The 19112-nt window shown below is 57.9% G+C and carries 19 protein-coding genes; 8 read left to right on the top strand and 11 right to left on the bottom strand.

Annotation, left to right across the window (positions count from 1 at the left end; genetic code table 11):
• Positions 1-91 precede the first annotated feature (91 nt).
• Positions 92-904: an AraC family transcriptional regulator gene (locus QOT07_RS06935; protein ID WP_283602778.1), complete on the top strand. Its 813-nt coding sequence runs from the start codon at positions 92-94 to the stop codon at positions 902-904.
• Here QOT07_RS06935 and QOT07_RS06930 read toward each other — a convergent pair.
• Positions 901-1494, bottom strand: coding sequence for a LysE family translocator (locus QOT07_RS06930; protein WP_261427142.1), 594 nt, complete (start codon positions 1492-1494; stop codon positions 901-903). The two genes, QOT07_RS06935 and QOT07_RS06930, sit on opposite strands and share 4 nt — an antisense overlap.
• 84 nt (positions 1495-1578) lie before the next feature.
• Positions 1579-1872, bottom strand: coding sequence for a (4S)-4-hydroxy-5-phosphonooxypentane-2,3-dione isomerase (lsrG, locus tag QOT07_RS06925; RefSeq protein WP_085115728.1), 294 nt, complete (start codon positions 1870-1872; stop codon positions 1579-1581).
• Between the two features lie 313 nt (positions 1873-2185).
• Here lsrG and lsrK point away from each other — a divergent pair, with 313 nt between their 5' ends.
• From lsrK to QOT07_RS06890, 7 genes are all read left to right on the top strand, one after another.
• Complete coding sequence (gene lsrK, locus QOT07_RS06920; RefSeq protein WP_198404499.1) at positions 2186-3751, top strand: autoinducer-2 kinase; 1566 nt, start codon at positions 2186-2188, stop codon at positions 3749-3751.
• Positions 3752-3986: 235 nt separating this feature from the next.
• Complete coding sequence (locus QOT07_RS06915) at positions 3987-5171, top strand: MFS transporter (RefSeq protein WP_012005814.1); 1185 nt, start codon at positions 3987-3989, stop codon at positions 5169-5171.
• A gap of 60 nt (positions 5172-5231) precedes the next feature.
• A complete protein-coding gene (locus tag QOT07_RS06910) occupies positions 5232-6125 on the top strand; it encodes a LysR family transcriptional regulator (protein ID WP_283602776.1) in 894 nt (297 codons plus the stop codon).
• A 52-nt stretch (positions 6126-6177) separates the two neighbouring features.
• A complete protein-coding gene (locus QOT07_RS06905; RefSeq protein ID WP_099065226.1) occupies positions 6178-6639 on the top strand; it encodes a GNAT family N-acetyltransferase in 462 nt (153 codons plus the stop codon).
• Between the two features lie 58 nt (positions 6640-6697).
• Positions 6698-7039, top strand: coding sequence for an HNH nuclease YajD (yajD, locus tag QOT07_RS06900; protein ID WP_020825794.1), 342 nt, complete (start codon positions 6698-6700; stop codon positions 7037-7039).
• A 278-nt stretch (positions 7040-7317) separates the two neighbouring features.
• Positions 7318-7953: a division plane positioning ATPase MipZ gene (locus QOT07_RS06895; protein ID WP_085115724.1), complete on the top strand. Its 636-nt coding sequence runs from the start codon at positions 7318-7320 to the stop codon at positions 7951-7953.
• Complete coding sequence (locus QOT07_RS06890) at positions 7950-8246, top strand: hypothetical protein (RefSeq protein ID WP_085115723.1); 297 nt, start codon at positions 7950-7952, stop codon at positions 8244-8246. The genes QOT07_RS06895 and QOT07_RS06890 overlap by 4 nt, the downstream gene beginning before the upstream one ends.
• Before the next feature lie 57 nt (positions 8247-8303).
• On the opposite strand, the gene QOT07_RS06885 is transcribed toward QOT07_RS06890, so the two are convergent.
• The 9 genes from QOT07_RS06885 to bglX form a co-directional block, all read right to left on the bottom strand.
• Positions 8304-10538 (bottom strand): xanthine dehydrogenase family protein molybdopterin-binding subunit, encoded by a 2235-nt coding sequence (locus tag QOT07_RS06885; protein WP_283602775.1) that lies wholly within the window; start codon positions 10536-10538, stop codon positions 8304-8306.
• Between the two features lie 2 nt (positions 10539-10540).
• A complete protein-coding gene (locus QOT07_RS06880) occupies positions 10541-10990 on the bottom strand; it encodes a (2Fe-2S)-binding protein (RefSeq protein WP_099065224.1) in 450 nt (149 codons plus the stop codon).
• A 32-nt stretch (positions 10991-11022) separates the two neighbouring features.
• Positions 11023-12360, bottom strand: a complete 1338-nt coding sequence (locus QOT07_RS06875; RefSeq protein ID WP_283602774.1) for a c-type cytochrome — start codon at positions 12358-12360, stop codon at positions 11023-11025.
• The gene (locus QOT07_RS06870; protein WP_099065223.1) at positions 12357-12881 is read right to left on the bottom strand and encodes a MarR family winged helix-turn-helix transcriptional regulator; all 525 of its coding nucleotides are present in this window, start codon (positions 12879-12881) and stop codon (positions 12357-12359) included. The genes QOT07_RS06875 and QOT07_RS06870 overlap by 4 nt, the downstream gene beginning before the upstream one ends.
• Positions 12882-13015: 134 nt before the next feature.
• The gene (locus QOT07_RS06865; RefSeq protein WP_283602773.1) at positions 13016-13735 is read right to left on the bottom strand and encodes a substrate-binding domain-containing protein; all 720 of its coding nucleotides are present in this window, start codon (positions 13733-13735) and stop codon (positions 13016-13018) included.
• Positions 13728-14507 (bottom strand): ABC transporter ATP-binding protein, encoded by a 780-nt coding sequence (locus QOT07_RS06860; RefSeq protein ID WP_261427150.1) that lies wholly within the window; start codon positions 14505-14507, stop codon positions 13728-13730. The genes QOT07_RS06865 and QOT07_RS06860 overlap by 8 nt, the downstream gene beginning before the upstream one ends.
• Positions 14500-15498, bottom strand: coding sequence for a FecCD family ABC transporter permease (locus QOT07_RS06855; RefSeq protein ID WP_099065220.1), 999 nt, complete (start codon positions 15496-15498; stop codon positions 14500-14502). Before QOT07_RS06855 ends, QOT07_RS06860 begins: the two co-directional genes overlap by 8 nt.
• Complete coding sequence (locus QOT07_RS06850) at positions 15495-16544, bottom strand: ABC transporter substrate-binding protein (RefSeq protein WP_207975957.1); 1050 nt, start codon at positions 16542-16544, stop codon at positions 15495-15497. Before QOT07_RS06850 ends, QOT07_RS06855 begins: the two co-directional genes overlap by 4 nt.
• Before the next feature lie 172 nt (positions 16545-16716).
• Positions 16717-19014: a beta-glucosidase BglX gene (gene bglX, locus QOT07_RS06845; protein WP_283602772.1), complete on the bottom strand. Its 2298-nt coding sequence runs from the start codon at positions 19012-19014 to the stop codon at positions 16717-16719.
• Positions 19015-19112: the final 98 nt, after the last annotated feature.

Genomic DNA, 19112 nt, shown 5'->3' with positions numbered 1-19112 from the left:
CCACACGCATTAAAAATCATCATCCTCATTCCCTCCCGCCCCCATTTTACGCTATAACAAGCTAGCCTCGTCGTCGCAGAAAGGAAAGCTCATGACCGCTACCGCGCCGCAATTCTGGCGTGACCCGCAGCTCCCTTTTGTGGAAGCTCGCGCCATTGAAGATGGCCGCAAAGTTTGTTACGCCCTGCATAGCCATGAAATTTTCTCCATCGGTGCTATCACCGACGGCACCAGCATTTATATTAATGGCAGCCAACAACGGCAGGTCAGTACCGGCGACGTGGTGGTGATTAACCCGCAGCAGGCCCATGCTTGCAATCCCATCGGTGAGCAACGCTGGTCATATATCATGTTTTATATTGATGCCACCTGGCTGGGTAAACTGCAGCAAGAGATCGCCGGTGGCGACGGGGGTTTTATTCCGTTTGAGCAGGTGCTCAGCCGTGCCCCTGCCCTGTTCAATGGCCTGAACCAGCTGTATGCGCTGCTGATCGCCCCGCAACATTGCCAGTTGGAAAAACAGATTGCTCTGGTGGAATACTTCACCGAGCTGCAAATCCGCCTGGGCGATGTCCGCCCGGCCGCAGCCGAGCACCCAAAGCTGGAAGCAGCAGCAACCTTTATCAGCCAACATTGCACCCAACCACTGACGTTGGAAGCCATCTGCCAGGCGGCAGCACTCTCGCCTTCTTACTTAATCCGCGCCTTTAAACAGCGTTACGGCATGACGCCGCACGCCTACCTGGTCAATCAGCGCATTCAGTTCGGTCACCGACTGCTGAAACGGGGCTATCCGATCGCCGCGGCCGCCAGCGAAAGCGGCTTTGCCGATCAGGCGCACTTTCAGCGCACCTTCAAACTGCTGCTGGCTGCCACCCCTGGCCAGTACCAAAATCCGCGCTAAACGCCGTCGGCCAGCAGATAGCAGGCGCTGGCCACCAACAGCAACGCCATCAAGCGATTAAAACGCCGCACATGGCGAGCCTGTTGCAACAGACCGGTCAGCATCGCACCGGTGTAGGCCCAGCAGGCCACCGAGGCATAGCAGACGACAAAATAAATCACCGCGAACTGCCATAACAGCAACCGGTCACCGTCGGCAACAAACGCCCCCAAACTGGCCACTGACGCCAGCCAGGCCTTGGGATTCAGCCACTGCAACCAGGCGCCATACCAGAACGACGGCGCTTGCGGCTGATTGCCGTTGCCCAGTCGTCCGTCGTCAAAGGCCAGTTGATAAGCCATAAACAACAAAAAGGCGATGCCCGCCCACTGGATCAGCTGCGTCAGCACCGGCAACAGTATCAGCAACTTGTGCAGGCCCAGCCCAATCAGAATCAATAGCAGGGTAAAACCCAGCGTGGCACCAAAAACATGCCGCAAGGTAGCGTTAAAACCGAATTGCGCCCCGGCGCTCAGCGCCACGATATTGACCGGGCCGGGAGTGATGGAAGAGGCCAGTGCAAAAGCGGCCATCGAAAGATAAATATTCATTACAGGCACCTGAGAAAGAGTTCACAGATGCCAGACTGACGGCTTGGGAGCCCCCTGTATTGAACAAAATTACCCTACTGCCCGCTAACCCGGCATCAGGCCGATAAAGCTGGTTTTCTTGCGCGGCCCGGTCATCAGCGCTTCCAGTTTTTCCACGCATTGCAGATAGTGCGGCGTCTTTTTGTGGGCAGCGACGGCCTGCTCATCCCGGTAGGCTTCATAGATATAAAAACGCGTCGGGATGGTTTCATCCTGCAACACGTCAAAGCGCAGATTGCCCGGCTCTTCGATCGCTCCCAGATGATTAGCGCGGAAGACCTCAATAAACTCGTCTACTTTGTCCTGCTTAACGTTAATTTCTACCAGTGTGACGTGCATGGTGGCTCCTTGTTTACCCTTTCCCCGTCATACTTCAAGCTGCATCCTTGTTGGCTGCCTGCGTTTACCCCGGTCACGTACTACTGGTATGCTCTCGGGGATGCACTTTGTTACCGCCTCGATGCAACTCGAATTATTTAGGGTAGTGAAGGTCAATGTGCTTTCCAACCATAGGTTTATTCCCGCGGATTTACCCCCCGCAACGGCAATTTTGCAGCGCAGTTCACAAATCCTGCCGACCCCGCCGCTTCCGCCAGCAGTGCGCAGAGCACCGCATCTATAGTTAAGATCCCAATCCCAGAGAGTGTGAGCTATGGATAACTATTTGATGGCACTGGACGCAGGCACCGGCAGCATTCGCGCGGTCATCTTCGATCTGGCAGGTAATCAAATTGCTCAGGGCCAGGCAGAGTGGCGGCATCTGGCGGTACCGGGGGTGCCCGGCTCAATGGAGTTTGATCTGGCCCACAACTGGCAACTGACCTGCCAGTGCATCCGGCAGGCGCTGCAGAATGCCGGTATCTCTGGCCAGGCGATCCGCTCCGTGGCCTGTTGCTCGATGCGTGAGGGTATTGTGCTTTACGATCGCGACGGCGTGCCGATCTGGGCCTGCGCCAATGTTGATGCTCGCGCCAGCGAGGAAGTCAGCGAACTGAAAGAACTGCATAACCACAATTTCGAACGCGAGGTTTATCAGTATTCCGGGCAAACGCTGGCATTAAGCGCCATGCCGCGCCTGCTGTGGCTGGCGCATCACCGGCCGGACATCTACCGTCAGGCGGCGACGCTGACCATGATCAGCGACTGGCTGGCCAATATGCTGAGCGGCGAACTGGCGGTCGATCCTTCCAATGCCGGGACCACCGGCATGCTCGATTTGGTCAGCCGTGACTGGCGCCCGGCGTTGCTCGACATGGCCGGGTTGCGCGCCGATATGCTGTCACCGGTGAAAGAAACCGGCAGCCTGCTGGGACACATCACCGAACAGGCGGCACAACAAAGTGGCCTGTTACGCGGCACGCCGGTGGTAATGGGCGGCGGCGATGTGCAACTGGGCAGTCTCGGGTTGGGAGTAGTGCACGCCGGACAAACGGCGGTGCTGGGCGGCACCTTCTGGCAGCAAATCGTCAATTTGCCGGAACCGGCCACCGACCCGGAGATGAACATCCGCATCAATCCGCACGTGATCCCCGGCATGGCACAGGCCGAGTCAATCAGCTTCTTCACCGGATTAACCATGCGCTGGTTCCGCGATGCCTTCTGCGCCGAAGAAAAACTGATGGCGGAACGGCTGGGCGTAGATGCCTACAGCCTGCTGGAAGAGATGGCCGCACGAGTGCCGCCAGGGGCTTACGGAGTGATGCCGATATTTTCCGACGCCATGCATTTCAAGACCTGGTATCACGCCGCGCCTTCGTTTATCAACCTGTCACTCGACCCGGAGCGCTGCAATAAGCAAACCCTGTTCCGCGCATTGGAAGAGAACGCCGCCATTGTTTCCGCCTGCAACCTGGAGCAGATCGCCAGTTTCTCCGGCGTACAGGCGCGCTCGCTGGTATTTGCCGGCGGAGGCTCCAAGGGCAAGCTGTGGAGCCAAATCCTCAGCGATGTCACCGGCCTGACGGTGCGCGTACCGGTGGTGAAAGAAGCCACCGCGCTGGGCTGCGCCATTGCCGCCGGAGTGGGTGCAGGGTTGTATGAGTCGCTGGCACAAACCGGTGAAAGTCTGGTGCGCTGGGAGCGTGAGTACCAACCGGATATGGCCAATCATGAACTGTATCAGCGGCAAAAGGAGACCTGGCAGCAGGTCTATGCCGACCAGCTCACCCTGGTAGACCATGGCCTGACCACCTCGATGTGGAAAGCGCCGGGCCTGTGAGCCTCCCCGGGCGCACACCTGATGCGCCCGTCGCATAAGCTTATGCCGATTAAGCCTTTGGCCTTCCGGTTGGCCGCCAACCCCCGATTGACTTGCCCTGCCTGATTGTTCCCCCACAGAAACAGTGTAACTACCGCAAACGGATTTATCCGCCGCAAATGCCTGCGTAAATTGTGATCTCTGTCACTCCGCGCCCGCTGCGCGGTTTACACATTCACCTGGGATGAGCAGTACTATGCTGAATAATAATGATAAACCTGCACCATCAGCCTGGCTGGCGATTTTCTCGCTGACGGTTGCCTGCTTTGTGATGGTCACTACCGAGTTTCTGCCGATCGGCCTGCTGACCAATATCGCCCCGTCGCTGGATGTCAGTACCGGCAGAGCCGGTCTGATGGTGACCGTGCCTGGCATCATCGCGGCTATCGCCGCACCGGCCCTGAGCCTGGCGGCCGGTCGACTCGACCGTCGCCTGCTGATGCTTGCACTGAGCGTGCTGCTGGCAATCTCCAACCTGGTCTCCGCATTGGCGGTTAACTTCCCCATGATGCTGCTTGGCCGCGTCCTGCTGGGCATCTGCGTCGGCGGTTTTTGGGCCTTTGCCGCCAACTATGGCCGCCATCTGGTGCCGGAAGCCAGCCAGGGTCGCGCCACCGCGCTGATCCTCAGCGGCATTTCGGTCGGTGCCGTGTGCGGCGTCCCCGCCGGGGCATTGATTGGTGACCTGTTCGGCTGGCGCGCCGCCTTCTTTGGCAGCGCGGTGCTGGCGGTTGGGGTGCTATTGGCCCAACTGCGGTTGTTGACGTCGGTCCCACCCACTCGCCCGGTCACCGCACGCGACCTGCTGTTACCCCTGCGTCTGCCGATGGCACGTACCGGGCTGATTGCCATCGTGTTGCTGTTTATCGGTCACTTTGCCGCCTACACCTATCTGAAGCCGCTGCTGCAGCAGGTGTTCGTCCTCAGCCCCTCGGCGATTTCGTTGCAGCTGCTGGCCTACGGCGCCATTGGTCTGCTCGGTACCTTCCTCGGTGAACGGCTGGCCGAACGTAGCCTGCGCGCCACCTTTATTCTGATCACCGCCATGTTGGCTGCCATCCTGATCGTCTCGCCGTTCCTCAGTGGCATCGCCGGTGCCACGCTGATGGTGATGGTATGGGGACTGGCATTTGGCGCCGTACCGGTCTGCGCCACCAACTGGATGTTCGCCGCCGTCCCGCAGGCACCGGAGGCCGGTCAGGCACTGCTGGTCTGCGTGATCCAGATTGCGCTGGCTTCCGGCGCGTTGTTGGGTGGCGAAGTGGTCGACTGGCAGGGCGTCAGCAGCGCCATGCTGTTTGGCGGTGCGCTCACCCTCTCCGCCGCGCTGGTTTTCGGCCTGACCTTGCGTTCCGGCATGATTGGCGTTAAACAGTCATAATCATTATTCATCCGCAGAAACACGCCCCGGCCTCTGCCGGGGTTTTGCACTGAGAGCGCTATGGATCATCATTTACTCGCTATTCGGGTGTTTAACCGCGTGGTCGAAACCGGTGGCTTCACCCGCGCCGCAGATTCACTGCGGATGCCCAAGGCCACCGTCACCAAGCTGATCCAGAACCTGGAAGATCATCTGCAAACCAAGCTGTTCCAGCGTACCACCCGCAGCGTGTCGGTCACTGCCGAGGGCGAATGCTATTACCAGCGCACGGTCAAGTGGCTGGCGGAGCTGGAACAGATGGAAGGCAGCATGACCGAGTCGCAGAGTGCGCCACAAGGCGTGCTGCGCATTGACGCCGGTGGCTCGACGGCACGGCAGTTGCTGGTGCCGGCGCTGCCGGACTTTATCGCGCGTTACCCGCAAATTCAGATCGACCTGGGGGTGGGCGACCGTCTGATCGATCTGATTAACGACAGCGCCGACTGCGTGATCCGCAGCGGCCCACTGGCCGATTCCAGCCTGATTGCCCGCCGGTTGTTCGAGCTTGAATGGGTGACCTGCGCCACCCCGGCCTATCTGGCGCGCCACGGTACGCCGCAACACCCTTGCGATCTGGAGCTGGGTTTTCCACTGGCACATTACCGCCATGCGCTGAACGATCGCATCCAGCCGCTGCACTTTGTCGATCGGGGCAAGGAGATTGATATTCAGCATCGCTATCACGTCAGCGTCAACGAGGGTAATGCGCTGCTGGCGACGGCACTGGCCGGGTTGGGCATTATTCAAACCTTCCGCTTTATGGCCCAGCCGCATCTGGACAACGGCGAACTGGTCAGCCTGCTGCACGACTGGCAACCGCCCTCGGAACAGATGTACGTGGTCTATCCCTCCAACCGCCATCTAAGCGCCAAAATGCGCGTGTTTATCGATTGGGCGGTCGAGACCTTCAAATAAGCGAAATCTGCCGCTATAGTTGGCTGCTATTGGGCAAAAAACGAATCGAATTATGCGTATTGAACCACTGTCTGCGTATCGCCAACGCATTGATGAACTGGCCGCATTATTGCATCTGGAGTGGCAGGATTTCCCGCCGTGGAGCTGTCGCGAAAAAATCAGCCGACGTCTTGAACAGCGTTGCGAACCGCAGCATCCCGGCATGGCGCTGTTGGCTCTGTCGCCGCAACAAGAGATCCTCGGCACTGCCAGCCTGATCGTTTACGAACTGGCGGATAGGCCGGAGCGAAAATTCTGGATGGGTGAAGTCTTTACTCACCCCCAGCACCGTGGGCAAGGGGTGGCTCGCCGCCTGATCGATCACTGCGTCGCCCACTGCCGCCAGCAACAGATCGCCGAGTTGTATCTCTACACTCCCGATCAACAGTTGCTGTATCAAAAACTGGGCTGGCAACCGGTTGAGTTGCGGGAAGTATGCGGCGAAGAAGTGACGGTGATGTGCCGCACGCTGTAATCCGGCGCGTTGTGGTATTATTTAACGCATTACTGTTATCACCCGACGGGCACACACCATGGCATATATTCCAAAAAACTACGCGAGGCTGGAGACCGGCTACCGCGAAAAAGCACTGAAAATCTTCCCCTGGGTCTGCGGGCGTTGCTCGCGCGAGTTTGTTTATTCCAATCTGCGCGAACTGACGGTCCACCATATCGATCACGACCACAGCAACAACCCCGAAGACGGCAGCAACTGGGAAATGCTGTGCCTGTATTGCCACGACCACGAACACTCCAAATATACCGAAGCCGATCAATATGGCTCTACGGTAGTGGCCGGTGAGGACGCGCAAAAAGACGTTGGGCTCGCGACCCATAACCCGTTCGCCAACCTGAAATCGATGTTGAAAAAGTAGCCATTACCGAACAGCCATCATTGGCAACCTAATAACTTATTAAGTTGCCAAATTAAAAAAAATCTCCTCCGCATAACCACTTCCCAGAGCATTCCTACTTACCCGCCTACTAAGTTACCAGCAAAATAAGCAGCAAAGTTAACCGCATACTGGCTTGGCAAGCCGTCGCCGTTGGTGCATATTGTTCAAGCGTTGTTGTTGTTAACCTGTTTAATTATCAATCCAATAAGCATATTAACTTAATAAGTTACCAGCTTAATAACTTGAGAGATGGCAGCATGATTGTTTTGATTGGCTCGCAAAAAGGTGGCGTAGGGAAATCGACCAAGGCGGTCAATATCGCCGGATATTTGATCCTCAAGCTGGGAAAAACCGCCATCATCGTTGATGCTGACGATCAGAAATCAATCATGACCTGGTATAACGACCGCCAGAATGTAGAAGGCTTGCCGCATATCCCGGTGGTCGCCGCCTCAGGCAAAATCAAAGAGACCCTGCTGGAGCTGGATCGTCATTACGACTATGTGATTGTCGATACCGCCGGCCGCGACAGCGCCGAGCTGCGTTCCGGCCTGCTGGCCGCCGATCTGTTCCTCTCCCCACTGCGCCCTTCCCAGATGGATCTCGATACCGTCGGCTATCTGTCGGAAATGTTCGCCACCGCGCAGGAATATAACGAGAAGGTGAAAGGCTACATCGTGCTGAACATGTGCCCGACCAATATCTTTATTAATGAAGCTAACGAAGCGGCGCAGGTGTTGAGCGAGTACCCGGAGTTGACGCTGGTCAGCAACCGTCTGTGCGACCGCAAGATTTACCGCGATGCCTGGGGCGAGGCCATCACCGTGCATGAGGCGAATAACCTAAAAGCGCAGGCGGAGATTGAAAGCCTGGTGAAAGAGGTGATCCTGTGAAAAAGCGTACCCCTACCCAGCGCATGTCAGAAGACGAATTTATCAACAGCGCCACTTCACACACCCTGCATGTTCCCGCCCCGGAAGCCAAACCGCAGGGCCGCAAACGCACTTACAAAGCCATTTCAGTCAGCCTGACCGATAACCACGTCGACGCGATCGATGAAATCATTGTGCAGGCGGCACGTAACGGCGTGGTGCGCATCACCCGTTCCGATATCATCAAGCTGGCGATCGACGGGCTGGCAGAAAAGAGTGAAGAGCACCTGCTGCAACTGCTGAAGAAGATGTAATTAGCTTCACAACCTGCCAGCTTAATAAGCTACTCGCCTGGCAGGTTGATAATCCAACTACCACTGCCGGGGAAACGGCATATCGCGATAGGTTTTTCCGGTCGCCTTATGCAGGGCACTGGCTATCGCCGGTGCGACCACCGCAGTGGAAACCTCGCCGCATCCCTGTGGCTCACGCGAACTGTCGAGCACCACGACTTCCACCTTGGGCATCTCGGCAATAGTTATCAGCGGATAACTATCAAAATTCCCCTCTACTACGCCACCCCGCTCAAAATGCAATTCACTTTTCAAACAGGTGGTCAGGGCAAAACCAATGCCGCCCTCAACGTTAGCGCGAACCAAATTAGGGTTAATCACCTTACCGCAGTCAATACCACACACCGCGCGGATCAATTGCAGTTGCCCTTGATTAATCCTCAGTTCGACCACCAGGCACACGTAAGTGGTAAAAGCGTTGTTTCGACCTAGCCAGATATTACAAGACATGCCGCGATAGGTTCCCGTCGGCAGATCGTGCTGCCAACCCGCCGCCGTCGCAGTGGCGTCCAGCACCCGCCGTGCTTCAGGGCTACCCTGCAGCAATTTTCGTCGATACTGATATTCATCTATGTTGGCTTTATAGCTCAGTTCGCTGATGAAGCTTTCCAGGAAAAACAGGCTGGCCACGCTTCCCACACCGCGCAAATAACTCAGTGATACCGGCTGCTCGACAATACCGGCCTCCACTTTCAGGTTAGGGATCTGATACGGCGTGCTATAGACACACTCCACCATGCTTTCATCCCAGCCGCCCGCCTCATGCACCGTTTCGCGCCGCATCTGCCAGAACAGCGACTGGCCGGCATAACGCGCCCACAAAGCCTGCGGATAGCCGTTTTCATCCAGCAGCGCCTGGTAATGACTGATACAGCCGGGGCGATAGTATTCATGACGGATGTCGATCTCGCGTGGGTAAATAACCTTAACCGGCTTCCCCAACGCCTTGGAGGCGGCGGTGGCGTGCATCACTGCATCCGGCAGGTATTTACGCCCAAAGCTGCCGCCCAGATAGGTGGTGTTAACCACCACATCGGCAGGCTTCAAGCCAAACATTTTCGCCAAGACACTGCGCACCATGTCCTGCCCCTGGAATGGCCCCCAGGTTTCAATGCGGCCCGCCGTATAATGACTGGTGGCATTGCAGGGTTCCATGGTGGCATGTGCCAGATAGGGCGCGCTGTAATGCGCCTGATGCAACCGCGTGCTGCCAACAGCCTGCTGAATCAACGCCGCAGCCTGACCGCGATCTACCGCCTGCGCCAACTCGCCACCGTCGAGCATGGCCTGATTCTCCGCGGCGATTTTATCGCTGGAAAGCGGCGTCCCCTCCCCCGGCTGATACTCAACCTCCAGCAAATCCACCGCTTTCTTGGCCTGCCAGTAGCTTTCAGCCACCACGATCACCGTATTCAGGGACATATCATGGTCCAGGCCAACCATGTTATTCATTGACCACTGCCGGGTCAGCACCAGATCGATAACCCCCGGAATAGCGCGTATCTGCTGTTCGTTACGTATGGCGATAATTTTTCCACTGAGATCCGGTACCATCCAGGGGACGCCGACCAACATTCCCGGCAACTCAATATCGATGCCGTAAATTGCACTGCCGTCGACCTTCTCCGGCGTATCAACCCGTAACAACGGCTTGCCGATAATGCCCTGTTTTTCCTGCTCCTGGCTCTTCAATGTCGGTGTGGGATTCAGCGGCAGCTCCGCCGCATAATGCAGCAGATCGCCATAGGCTACCCGCCGCTGGCCAACATCATCAACTACCCAGCTTTTTTCCGTACGGCACTGCTCCGGCCGTAAAGCCAGATGTTTGGCACCGGCATGCAGGAAAAAATCTCTGGCCTGCGCGCCCGCTAGCCGGGTGCGTTGGTAAAACTTGGTCATTGAGGTTGAGGCCGCGACAAACTGCGCAAAAGACTCTCCCCCTGCAACCTGACGGTAGGCATCACGACCGGTGACAAACTTCACCGTCACCTGCGCCCAATCTGCATCCATTTCTGCCGCCACAACCTCCGCCAGACCGGTGTATATTCCCTGACCGACCTCGCACTGCGACACGCCGATGACGATTTGGCCGTTGCGATCGATCCAAATCCAGTCGTTCAACTCATATTGGCTGTCTGGTGGCGTGATGTTTTGAGAAACCACTGCCGCGATACTGCGTAGCGATATCGGCAGGAGCAGAGCACCAACGGCCAGTGCGCCCCCTTTGACCAAGGTACGTCGGCTGATCGTCATGGTTATTTCTCCCCATTACTGACGCGATGTACCGCCGAACGAATACGATGGTAGGTGGCGCAACGGCACAGGTTGGTCAGGCCATCATCGATCTGACGATCGCTGGGATGTGGATTTGCCGCCAGCAGCGCGCTGACCGCCATGATCATGCCGGATTGACAGTAACCGCACTGCGGCACATCTTCGGCAATCCAGGCTTGCTGCACCGGATGGCTGCGATCGGCGGACAATCCTTCAATGGTGGTCACCTTGCGATTCACAACCAACTGCAGCGGGTAGCAGCAAGAACGCACCGCCTGACCGTCGACATGGACCGTGCAGGCACCACAGGCACCGATACCGCAGCCAAACTTGGTGCCAGTCAGCTTAAAATGCTCGCGGATCACCCACAGCAGCGGCGTATCCGGCTCACCGTCAAACTCGACCTCACGGCCGTTCAGATTGAACTTCATGCCACCCTCTCTTAGGTTGCGGAGCGAAAATATCAGCGTGTGCGGCGGCGACGCGCCTGAATCAGCCAGCCCAGAGCCAGCAATACCAACAACAGCCCGCCCCAGAGCAGATAAGGCAACAGCCAGATCAACAGGGGTATCTCTCCACCCGCCCGCAGTTGCGCCACCTGTGCCGGTGTCACCCTGACGGCAGGGTTGCCAAACTGCTGCAACACATAATTACCCAACTCAGCGACCTGTCGATCGTCAAGGCTGTCGGCGAAGCCCGGCATCCAGGTCTGTATATTTTCGCCCTGCCGCTTGACCCCATGCAGAATGACCATCACCAGGTTATTGGCCTGTTCACTGCCGACGGTAGAGTTATGGCGCAAAGCGGGAAAGTGCCCGTCGTAAGCACCTTTGGCGTCAAGACGATGACAACTGGCGCAAGAGATGGCATACAGCGCAGCGCCTGAAGCGCTATCCACTCCACCGCCCTGATACTGATAGGCAGCTTTGGTAGCGCGAACCCTGGTTATCGGCGGGGTTTGTTTTAGCCAATCCGCGATGGCGATAAGATCGTCATCGCTCAGGAACCTCAGGCTATGCTCCACCGCTTCCGCCATACCACCTGCCGCCTGCGCTTTGTCATTACGTCCGGTGCGCAGGTATTGCACCAGTTCCGTTTGGCTCCACCCGCCGATGCCACTGACGGGATCCGAGGTAATATTCGGTGCTATCCAGCCGCCAACCTCACCGCCAGCCAGGTAGCGGTCGCCCCGCTCCGCCATCATCCAGTTGCGCGGACTGTGGCAGGCGGAACAGTGTCCCAACACGTCGACCAGATAACGGCCGCGCTCATTCGCTCCCGCGGCATGGGTGGACGTATTCTTCAGGAATAGCCAGTTCCAGCCGAGGATCGCGTAGCGCCAGGAGAAGGGAAAATCCAGTTGAGTGGCTGGAGCCGCACGTTCAACCGGAGTGACTCCGACCATAAAATAGCGGTACAAGGCGTGTAGATCGGCATCACTCAGCCCCTGATAAGCGCTATAGGGCATCGCGGGATACAGCGGTTGACCATCGCGGCGAATGCCCTGAGTCAATGCGCGCCGAAAATCCTGCTCGTTATAATTGCCAATCCCGGTCTCTTTGGCCGGTGTGATATTGCTGGCGATGATTTTTCCCATCGGTGAAGCAATCGCATAACCACCGACATAGGGCGCATCATGTTCAGCACTGCCGCGATGGCAGGCAGCACAGTCGGCGGCAACGGCCAGATATTTGCCCCGGGCGATAATCTGTGGATCCTCAGTGCCGGCAAATGCCGAGACGGCAAAAATGCCCAGTGCAAATGCACACAGCCCCTGCACGACTCGCCGGCGGCCGATCACGATCCGCCGTCCGGGTTAATCTCGTTTGCCTGCTCGCTCGCCAGCAATGCGAACTCCTCCGGCAACAGGTTTTCCTGATCGAGCATGGCGATTGCGTTATGTTTAATGCCAAACAACACGCGGTAAAACGCCTCCAGATCGCTGGTGGAAACCCCTTTGAGCAGCAATTGGCGTGCCTGTTGGCTGGAGTGATCCAGCTGCTCCAGCATCTCCTGCCCGGCCGCTGTCATTCTCACCCCTTTGGCGCGTTTGTCCTCCGTCAGTGCAATGCGCGCAATTAACTGATTCTTTTCCAGAAATAACAGCGCACGGGACATGGTTGAGACCTCGGCATTCAGGTGCAGCGAGATGTCTTTCAGGGTACAACCGTCACCAAGATCGGCGATGGCGCTCAGCGCCAGCCAATGCGGGCGTGTCAGATTGGTCATTTTCACCGACTGATCCATGGCGGTACGCCACAGGCGGTTGGTGACGTCCAGATGAATCCCCAGCGCAGCAGGAAGTTTACGCGGTTTTGACATGCTTGATGGCCTCTGGAAATTTATTTGCTTGTGCAAGCAAATAATAGATCGAACTCACCGGCAGGATCAAGCCAGTGACAGAGATTTAATTAAAGTGATTTAAATACATGAGGATAGTGGTGTTCTGGCTGAGTTTATAAGGACAAAAAACCCTGCTGCCGCAGTATCTCCTGCCCCTGTTCCGCCAGAATAAACCCGGCTAAAGGCTGCGCTCGCGCATCCAGCAGGCACAGGCCGTAATCGGCTTCAATCGCCAACGGTGGCGGTAACTGCCGCACCGCCAGTTCAGGGAATTCCGCCAAGGCTGTGCCATAGCTGGCATACCCGAGGAAAATATCCGCCTGTCCGCTATTGAGCAGGTACTCCGCCGCCAGTCGATGCGGTGGCAGCGGCGCGGAGTCGGGCCCGCCTACCAACGCCAAAGCCCGCTGCTGCAAAGCGACGCCCTGCCCCGGTGCCAACAGCTCAATACGCTCGAACAGTTGCTGCGCATAGTCGCCGGAAGGATCAGCGCCCGGCGTTGATGTCGCCACCCGCCAACGCGAGTCCAGCAACACCTCCAGCAATGGCCGTTCGGTTAAGCCGGCAATATTACGCACAGTGGTGCACAGCCGGTTGCGAGCAAAAGGCTCAACCCGTGACGACAGTTGCAAACTTACCAATCGCTGCGGGTGCGCCAGGTTGGCCGAGGCGAAAATATGCGGGCGCTCCCCGGCTTCAATTCGCTGGCGCAGCAGGCCCGCCGGGCCAAATACCGCCTCCACCGCCTCACCGGTTTGCCTCTGAAAGGCAGCCAACAAGGGACCGAATGCCCCACGCAGGCTACCTGCGGCGAACAACAAGATATTACTCACTTTCACGCTCCCGTTGGCTGCGGTACAGGGGAACCAGCGTTTCAAACTGACGCCCGTCGATCTGCAAGGCTACCCGTTCAATCGCCAAATCAAACAGCGGCGACAGGCTCTCGGCCGTCAGCACCTCAGCGCAGGAGCCCAGCTGATGCTGTCCTGCCGCCCCCAGCAACAGGGCGCGATCGGCCACTGCATGTGCATGATTGGGCTGATGGGTAGAAAACATCACCGCCATCTGTCGTTCCCGTGCCAAATGTGAGATCAGGCTCAGCACCCGGTCCTGATGGTGCAAATCCAACGCCGAGGTCGGCTCGTCCAGCATCAACACCTCACAGCTCATCGCCAACGCGCGGGCTATCAATACCAGTTGCCGCTGCCCGCCGGACAGGCTGCCAAATTCGCGATCGGCAAAGCCCAGCATATCCAGCGACTGTAGCGCCTCTTTCGCCAGTCGGTGATCCTGCGCCGAGGGGGAGCGGAACAAACCCACGTAACGCGCGCGCCCCATCAGCACGATATCCAACACCCGATAAGCAAAGGGGGCAGCGAACTGCTGCGGGACAAAACCTATGCCGTTACCCCGTTCCACCGCGCCTTGCTGCAATGGTAAGGTACCGAGCAGCAGTTGCATCAGGGTGCTTTTACCGCGTCCGTTGGGGCCGAGCACCGCCAGCACCTCACCGCGCCGTAACTGTAAATTCAATTGATGAAACAGTGGTGTCTGGCCGGGCCAACTAAAACCCAGCCCCTTCACCCGCAACAATGTCTCAGCCATGCCAGCCTCTCAGTTGCGCGCGGCGCAACAGCAACGCAAACAGCGGCGCACCAATCAGCGCCGTCAGGATGCCCAATGGAATTTCGCTGCTGCTTAAGGTGCGCGCCAAATCGTCAATCAACACCATATACAGCGCGCCCAGACACATTGAGGCAGGCAACAGACGACGATGATCCGGGCCGACCAGCAAGCGGGCAACGTGGGGGATCACCAGCCCTACCCAACCGATGCTGCCGCTCACCGCCACCTGTGCAGCGACGATGGCGGCACACAGCGTCAGGATCAGCCAGCGGGTCCCTTCGACATTGATGCCCAGCGCGGCGGCATCCTCATCCCCCAGCGACAACAGATTAATGCGCCAGCGCAATGCCAGCAGCAGCCCGCCGCCTAACAGCAATGGCAGAAACAGCATCAACAGTTTGTTATCGTCGGCGGTAGCAAAGCTGCCCAGCAGCCAGAACACGATGCTCGGCAGCTTTTCTTCGGTATCGGCCAGATATTGCAGCAGGCTGACGCAGGCGGAGAAAAAGCCGCTGAGGATCACCCCGGCCAGCACCAGTGACAGAATATTGCGTCGGGCAATGGCGCTGGTGATGGCGAAAATCAGCAGTAACGCCGCCATGCCGAACACGAAGGCGGACAGCAGCAGCGCCGCCATTGGCAGGCTGAGCAAAATGGCCAGCGTACCGCCAAAAGCCGCACCGGAGGAGACGCCGATAATGTGCGGATCCACCAGCGGGTTGCGAAATACCCCCTGTAGCGCCGCACCACATAAGGCCAGTGCCGCCCCGGCCCCCATCGCCAGCAACACCCGGGGCACGCGCACCCCGAGGATCACCTGGCGTTGGATCTCATCAATACCGCCGTGCGGGCCAGTCAAGGGCTCCAGCAGGATTAGCAGGCTGTGGGCCGCCGACACCGGATAGCGACCGATGCCCAACGATAACAGCGCACAAAGCAACGTCAGCAGGATCAGCCAGCCCAGCCTCATTGCCCACTCTGGCAGCAGCTACTGCGGTAATACTGCCGGTAGTAGGCGTCCACCCGCTGTTGCAGATTAACGTCGCTGAAACGCTGCGGATAAAGCTTTTTCGCCATCCACAGTTCGCCCAATGCCAGCGCTTCCGGCATCGGGTAGCCCCAGGCCTTCGCGTATTCCGGCATCAGATAGACCCGTTTATTTTTCACCGCATCAATCCCCTGCCACTGCGGCGAGCTGAGGATTTGCTTCACCACCTCGGGATAGCGTTCCTGCACGAAAATCACCGCCGGGTTCCACTTCAGCACGTCCTCAATCGACACCTGTTTAAAACCGTTAATGTCCTTCGCCGCCACGTTGAGAGCCCCGGCGTGCTGCATCATCAGGCCGGTGTATTTGCCCGAGCCGTAAGTGGTTAAGTCCGGGTTGGCCATGTAGACCCGTACTCGCTGGTCCTCCGGCAGGTCGCGCAGCCGGTCTGCCACCAGCGTCCGCTGCTGAAATACGTCCTGGATCAGCGCCTCGGCCTGTGGCTGGTGGCCCATGACCGTGCCGATTAAGCGAATGCCATCCTGCAGGCCCAGGTTATAGGCCTGATCTTCATCTTTCAGCTGCGGGTTCATTTTTCCTGCCTGATCCGCCGCCTCACGACGCAGTGAAATCGCCACCACCGGAATGCCGGCCCTTTCAATCTGGGCAATCATTTCCGGTGGTGCATAGTTGGCAACGAACACCACCTGCGGATGCAATCGGAGCAGGCTTTCGATGTTCACCGAGGTGAGATCGCCCGGCATCGGCATGTTTGCCAGCCCAGGTGCCAAGCGCAGATAATTCGGCCCCAGTTGCTTCTTCCAACTGCTGAGCACCCCAACCACCTGTGGCAGAGCGTCGAGTTGCACCAGCAGGTTCAGCGTCTGATGTTGCAGCACCACGGCGCGGGTGATGGTATCGGGTAGCCTGACCTGTCTGTTGAGTTGGTCAGTAACCTGGCGATCTGCCTGCGCAGCGCAAGAGAACAGAATAAAAAGCAGCAGTAGGCGCGGGAAGCGTTTGAACATGAGGGGGATTCCGGTTGATTATCGTTATATATAAAATGATATAGCGATAGCCATGGCGAAACAATCAGCGGGATCAACGATTGAGAAAATAGCCGGGGAATTAAACAAAACAGGTGGGTGTTAAACATCAACAAAACCCTCTCCCACCGCAGCGAGAGAGGGCCAGGAGTGATTACTTCAGCGTAAAGCTCTGTGCCTGTACCTCGTCGGAATCCAGGCCGACAAATACATTAAACTTGCCCGGTTCCGCGCCCCATTTCAGGCTGGCGTTATAGAACTTGAGATCCTCTTCGGTGATCGGCAACTCCACCTTCTGCGCCTGACCGGCTTTCAGCATTACCTTTTTGAAGTTACGCAGCTCTTTCACCGGGCGGCTGACCGAAGCCGTCACGTCCTGCAGATATAACTGCACCACGGTGGCGCCATCATATTTACCGGTGTTTTTCAGCGTGACGCTGGCGGTGATTTTGCCGTTGCGCGCCATCGTCGGGCTGGAGAGTTTCAGATCCGACAGGCTAAAGCTGGTATAGCTCAGACCGTAGCCAAAGGGATACAGCGGGCCATTCGGTGAGTCAAAGTAACGGGAGGTGTACTTGCCCGGGTTTTCCTTGCCGAACGGACGGCCGGTATTCAGATGGTTGTAGTACATCGGGATCTGCCCGACCGAGCGTGGGAAGGTCATCGGCAATTTGCCCGACGGGTTGTAGTCCCCGAATAACACGTCGGCCACCGCATGGCCACCCTCGGTGCCGCTGTACCAGGTTTCCAGCATCGCATCCGCCTGCTGGCTTTCCCAGCTCAGCGCCAGCGGTCGGCCGTTCATCAGCACCAGCACCAGCGGTTTACCGGTGGCCTTCAACGCCGCGATCAGATCACGCTGGCTTTGCGGAATGGTAATGTCGGCACGGCTTGAAGCTTCGTGCGCCATCCCCTGTGATTCACCCACCACCGCCACCACCACATCGGCTTTCTTCGCCGCCTGCACCGCCTCGTCAATCATCTGCTGTGGCGGGCGGGTATCAAACACCACCGCCGGCTCATACTCGTTCAGATAGTCGATAATGCTCTTGTCCTGAGTGACGTTGGCCCCCTTGGCATAGAGGATCTTCGCCTTGTCGCCCACCGCCTGCTCCAGCCCCTGACGGAGAGTCACTGACTGTTTGATCACCCCGGCCGCCGACCAACTGCCCATCACGTCACGCTGACTGTCGGCCATCGGCCCGACCAGCGCTATGGTGCTCTGCTTGCTCAACGGCAGCGTCTGCTTGTCATTCTTCAGCAACACCAAGGTCTTACGCGCAATCACGCGGGCTTCGGCACGGTGCAAACGGCTTTCGGCATTGGTGTCCTGCGGATCGGAGCCGACCGGGCCAAGGTGGGTATAAGGGTCTTTGAACAGGCCCATATCATATTTGGTGTTCAGCACGTCGCGGCAGGCGCGATCGATGTCGCTTTCCGATACCAGCCCGTCTTTGACCAGCCCCGGCAGGTATTGGTCGTAATACTCGTCGCTCATGCTCATGTCGACGCCGGAAGTGATTGCCAGCCGCACCGCATCACGCGCGTCTTCAGCCACGCCGTGTTTGATCAGCTCTTTAATCGCGCCGTGGTCACTGATAGTGATGCCCTTGAAGCCCCACTGATCGCGCAGCAGGTCTTTCAACAGCCACGGGTTGGCGGTAGCCGGAATGCCGTTTATCGAGTTGAGCGACACCATCACCCCGCCGCTGCCGGCGTCCACTGCGGCCTTATACGGCGGCAGGTAGTCCTGGTACATTCTCAGCGGGCTCATATCGACGGTATTGTAATCGCGGCCGCCTTCGGTGGCCCCGTACAGTGCGAAGTGCTTCACGCTGGCCATGATGGAACCGGGTTTGGACGGGTCACCGTTTTGGTAGGCATCCACCATCACTTTGGCAATTTTGGACACCAGCCAGGTATCTTCCCCAAAACCTTCCGAGACCCGGCCCCAGCGCGGATCGCGGGTGATATCGACCATCGGCGAGAACGTCATGTTCAGGCCGTCGTCGCTGGCTTCCTGCGCCGATACCCGGCCACTGAGCGCGATGGCCTCGAGGTCAAAACTGGCCGCCAGCCCCAGGCTGATTGGGAACACGGTACGTTGACCGTGCACCACATCGTAGGCGAAGAATAACGGGATTTTCAGGCGGCTGAGCTGCATGGCCTGAACCTGCATGGCACGGATATCCGGCCGGGTAACGGTATTGAAGATGGCGCCAATCTGCCCCTTGCTGATGCCGTCGCGGATCGCCTCTTTCGGGTTATCCGGCCCGACGCTGATTAGGCGCAACTGGCCAATTTTTTCGGCCAGCGTCATCTGTTTCATCAGGTTGGTTACGAAGGCATCGCGCTGCTGGGCATTAACGCCCTGGATCACGGCGCTTTCCTGCGCAAAAACCGGGCTGATGGCCAGACCGGACAACATACTCACCACACAAAGCCATTTCATATTATTTGATCTCAGGCATGTTCCCGCCGCAGGCGGCGACGGAGATGATTTATCAACGTGAAAAGGCAGTGTGCCATACTCCTTTTCAGCGCAGAAAT

Source organism: Serratia proteamaculans (assembly GCF_949794035.1).
Classification (GTDB): domain Bacteria; phylum Pseudomonadota; class Gammaproteobacteria; order Enterobacterales; family Enterobacteriaceae; genus Serratia; species Serratia proteamaculans.
The sequence above is the reverse complement of the archived record's forward strand: the minus strand, read 5'-3'. Positions and strand labels throughout refer to the sequence as shown.

Coding starts and splice junctions, on each gene's coding strand:
- QOT07_RS06935 (WP_283602778.1), top strand. CDS start 92: ATGACCGCTACCGCGCCGCAATTCTGGCGTGACCCGCAGCTCCCTTTT.
- QOT07_RS06930 (WP_261427142.1), bottom strand. CDS start 1,494: ATGAATATTTATCTTTCGATGGCCGCTTTTGCACTGGCCTCTTCCATC.
- lsrG (WP_085115728.1), bottom strand. CDS start 1,872: ATGCACGTCACACTGGTAGAAATTAACGTTAAGCAGGACAAAGTAGAC.
- lsrK (WP_198404499.1), top strand. CDS start 2,186: ATGGATAACTATTTGATGGCACTGGACGCAGGCACCGGCAGCATTCGC.
- QOT07_RS06915 (WP_012005814.1), top strand. CDS start 3,987: ATGCTGAATAATAATGATAAACCTGCACCATCAGCCTGGCTGGCGATT.
- QOT07_RS06910 (WP_283602776.1), top strand. CDS start 5,232: ATGGATCATCATTTACTCGCTATTCGGGTGTTTAACCGCGTGGTCGAA.
- QOT07_RS06905 (WP_099065226.1), top strand. CDS start 6,178: ATGCGTATTGAACCACTGTCTGCGTATCGCCAACGCATTGATGAACTG.
- yajD (WP_020825794.1), top strand. CDS start 6,698: ATGGCATATATTCCAAAAAACTACGCGAGGCTGGAGACCGGCTACCGC.
- QOT07_RS06895 (WP_085115724.1), top strand. CDS start 7,318: ATGATTGTTTTGATTGGCTCGCAAAAAGGTGGCGTAGGGAAATCGACC.
- QOT07_RS06885 (WP_283602775.1), bottom strand. CDS start 10,538: ATGACGATCAGCCGACGTACCTTGGTCAAAGGGGGCGCACTGGCCGTT.
- QOT07_RS06880 (WP_099065224.1), bottom strand. CDS start 10,990: ATGAAGTTCAATCTGAACGGCCGTGAGGTCGAGTTTGACGGTGAGCCG.
- QOT07_RS06870 (WP_099065223.1), bottom strand. CDS start 12,881: ATGTCAAAACCGCGTAAACTTCCTGCTGCGCTGGGGATTCATCTGGAC.
- QOT07_RS06860 (WP_261427150.1), bottom strand. CDS start 14,507: ATGGCTGAGACATTGTTGCGGGTGAAGGGGCTGGGTTTTAGTTGGCCC.
- QOT07_RS06855 (WP_099065220.1), bottom strand. CDS start 15,498: ATGAGGCTGGGCTGGCTGATCCTGCTGACGTTGCTTTGTGCGCTGTTA.
- QOT07_RS06850 (WP_207975957.1), bottom strand. CDS start 16,544: ATGTTCAAACGCTTCCCGCGCCTACTGCTGCTTTTTATTCTGTTCTCT.
- bglX (WP_283602772.1), bottom strand. CDS start 19,014: ATGAAATGGCTTTGTGTGGTGAGTATGTTGTCCGGTCTGGCCATCAGC.